Source organism: Pseudomonas sp. BBP2017 (assembly GCF_003024385.1).
Lineage (GTDB): Bacteria > Pseudomonadota > Gammaproteobacteria > Pseudomonadales > Pseudomonadaceae > Aquipseudomonas.
In genome coordinates this window covers 1-2,819 of sequence record NZ_PVZN01000037.1, presented here as the reverse complement: position 1 = coordinate 2,819, position 2,819 = coordinate 1, and the positions used below count along the sequence as shown (strand labels likewise).

Annotated in this window: 3 protein-coding genes and 1 tRNA gene; 2 read left to right on the top strand and 2 right to left on the bottom strand. The window is 54.1% G+C overall.

Annotated elements, in window-relative coordinates:
- Positions 1-141: 141 nt before the first annotated feature.
- Positions 142-468, bottom strand: a complete 327-nt coding sequence (locus tag C6382_RS23675; protein WP_038616878.1) for an Arc family DNA-binding protein — start codon at positions 466-468, stop codon at positions 142-144.
- A gap of 342 nt (positions 469-810) precedes the next feature.
- Between C6382_RS23675 and phnN the strand changes: the two genes are divergently transcribed.
- Both phnN and C6382_RS23665 read left to right on the top strand, forming a co-directional pair.
- Positions 811-1,407, top strand: coding sequence for a phosphonate metabolism protein/1,5-bisphosphokinase (PRPP-forming) PhnN (phnN, locus tag C6382_RS23670; RefSeq protein WP_107026725.1), 597 nt, complete (start codon positions 811-813; stop codon positions 1,405-1,407).
- 523 nt (positions 1,408-1,930) lie between these two features.
- Positions 1,931-2,007, top strand: a tRNA-Arg gene (locus C6382_RS23665).
- Between the two features lie 351 nt (positions 2,008-2,358).
- On the opposite strand, the gene C6382_RS23660 is transcribed toward C6382_RS23665, so the two are convergent.
- The gene (locus tag C6382_RS23660) at positions 2,359-2,571 is read right to left on the bottom strand and encodes a hypothetical protein (RefSeq protein ID WP_107026724.1); all 213 of its coding nucleotides are present in this window, start codon (positions 2,569-2,571) and stop codon (positions 2,359-2,361) included.
- Positions 2,572-2,819: the final 248 nt, after the last annotated feature.

The window sequence follows — 2,819 nt, the reverse complement described above, 5'->3', positions numbered from 1 at the left end:
TGCAAATCTACAATACGGAGCGGCCACACATGGCCCTGAAAAACAAAACGCCCGATGCGGTGCATCGGGCGTTCTGAGGCCTAACGGCCTACCTGAAAAGGTGTAAACCTATTTCAGGACTAGACAGAGGCGGGTAGTGAATCAGGAAGCGTCCGCAGCCATTTCGACATCATGAGCGATCAAGGCCACCAGCGCGTTCTGCTGGCGATGGGAAAGCTGACGGAAGCGTTGCAACAACTCACGTTCGTGCAGCGACAGCTCCGGGCTGTCCAGGCGCATACTCAGCTCGTCACCCAGGGCTCCTTCCTGGATCAGGCTCTGCTCCAGGCGGGCGATGATCTCCGAGTTCATGCTGCGGTGGTGGTGGCGCGCTACTTCGGCAATGCGCTCACGCATTCCGTCGGGGAGGCGGACGACGAACTTGTCAGCGGTGCGGCTAGAGTAAACAGCCTGTTTCATTGGGCGCATATAATTGACCGGTTTTAGTTCAGGGGAAGCGGTTCTCGAAATTGGCCGCACGATCTCAGTACGACCATCACGGCGACAAAATGTTCAACCTGAATTGCGAATGAGGTGTGAATCATGCCTCAATAACGCCGGTTCCTTGGCGTCAATTCTGTGACAAATTTTGAACCGAGTGGAGGCGTTTTGCCAGTACCAATTATCAGAAATGAGGACTGGTTTGAAAAGTTTTCATTTTTCATTCAGCGGTCCGTCGCTGTCTTTGTTATAACCTGTTGGTAACAGGCGAAAACGGCCGTTGAAAGCGTCTAGAATGCGCAGGCTTCCTTACTGATGAGCATAGTGGCTATGCAGCATGATGCAAGCGCCGCGCCCCGTACAGCATTCTCTGGGCGCCTGATCTATTTGATGGGGCCTTCTGGTGCCGGCAAGGACTCATTGATCGATGCTGCCCGGGCAACCTTGGAAAATCACAACGTGGTTGTCGCACGGCGGGTGATCACCCGTTCGGCTGAGGCCAAAGGTGAAGACGCTGTAGGCGTTTCCTGTGAGCGCTTTGAACAAATGTGTACCGACGGCGAGTTTGCCCTGTATTGGCGGGCCAATGGCCTGGCTTATGGAATCCCGGTGCTGATCGACAGCTGGCTGGAGCAAGGCAGGACAGTCCTGGTCAATGGATCGCGCGCGCACTTGGCACAAGCACGGCAGCGTTATCCTGGTCTTCTGGCGGTTTTGCTCAGTGTCGAACCACAAGTCCTACGCCAGCGTTTGCTTGCCCGTGGCCGGGAAGCGCTTGAGGACATCGAACGGCGTCTGGCGCGCAGTCAGCAATTGAGCTTCGCTGATCAGGGCGTACACCTGTTGGATAATTCCACGAGTCTTGATGACGCCGTGGCGCGCTTGCTTGATTTGTTGCGTGAGCAGGGCTTGCTTGTCAGGGGTTGAGTATTTAGACCACCAGGCAGCTCCAGCTGGCGGTCGACAGCATGGAAAGCTGGGGCATGGCGGGAGGCTTTTAGGCTTGGGCGTCGAATACCGCCCTTGTGCAGGCATTGAGGGTGCTGCTTGACCCTGGAGCGCAGCAGCGGAGCCTTCCGGTGGCATTCTCAATCCTGCCAGCACGGCCAATGTCAGGGTGTTGAGTAGAAACGGTGAGCGGCTCATCGGGCATACTCCACAGGGTGAAGGCGGTTGCCGAGGGCTTTTTATGGAGTAATGCTGCGCACTGCATGTCAGCCGTTTTATTCAATTTAATCCTTTAAAATCAATAATTTGAGATTATTTTTAGACAACCTTATCGTGTATCCTGCAATGATGGCGTGCTGCCTTGTTGCAGAATGCGCGATCCGCACCGACAAGCGCATAAAGGCTACAGGCAAAAAGCCCCACGGATGACATGACAAATGCCGACGTGCTGGTTAACATGCACGCCGTCCTCTGTCGCGCAGCGCTCGTTGCCGGCTCTTGTGTCTCAGTAGCTCAATTGGATAGAGCATCCCCCTCCTAAGGGGAAGGTTGGCAGTTCGAACCTGCCCTGGGACACCATATAAAGTAAGGCCTTCGGCGATTAACGCGAAGAAAGTAAAAGACACATTGGTGCAGGGCGGGTGCAAGCGCTAATCTCCAGCTCAAGAAAGCTCCCGTTAGGGGCCGCCCACCGAAGGCAGGGGGCGTAGGTTCGAGTACCCCGGCTCCACCAAATGAAAGTTTCCACATGTTCCCATATGATTGGGAGTGCCCCTGAAAAGCCCGCCCCGAGCGGGCTTTTTTGGTTCTACTGTCCCGAGACCTTCCCAGATAACCTTGTGTGCCGCGTATGCCCGCATGTGAGGGCTTGGAGAAGCGTGATGTTGTGCGCGAGGGCCTACACTTCCTGATGCCTGGGAAGGGAGCTACTCAAGCATTCGACAGTGACAGGCTGAAAATCTCTATGGCGGACGTTCGACCCAGATCTGTTTTTCCTTGATGCTCTTTCCCAGCCATTGATCCAGGCTTGGTCAGTAGCGCCTCAACCGCCGGCCTCGCTGTTTCATAAATCTGGAGCGCGTTGTAATCGGCATCAAGCAGCACCGAGTAAGGGAAAATAATTTCTAGGCGGGGGTTGACCATGTGTTTTAATGCTGTATTATTCGCCTCCCGCTAACGAGCATATTTGTGCTGGGTTCGGCTTAAGCAATTGATTTTATTAAAAATCAGAGGCTTTTAAGGGACTGCTTGAGGGGTGCTGTAAAATGCGCGCCTCGGTTGAAGCGAAAGGCTTCAACCACCGCTCTTTAACAATCGAATCAAGCAATTCGTGTGGGTGCTTGTGACTCAGACTGATAGTCAAAAAGATTATCAGCATCACAAGTGACTGC

Bases quoted from the DNA above. Each gene is read 5' to 3' on its own strand.
- C6382_RS23675 (WP_038616878.1), bottom strand. From the start codon at position 468: ATGCGCCCAATGAAACAGGCTGTTTACTCTAGCCGCACCGCTGACAAG.
- phnN (WP_107026725.1), top strand. From the start codon at position 811: ATGCAGCATGATGCAAGCGCCGCGCCCCGTACAGCATTCTCTGGGCGC.
- C6382_RS23660 (WP_107026724.1), bottom strand. From the start codon at position 2,571: ATGGTCAACCCCCGCCTAGAAATTATTTTCCCTTACTCGGTGCTGCTT.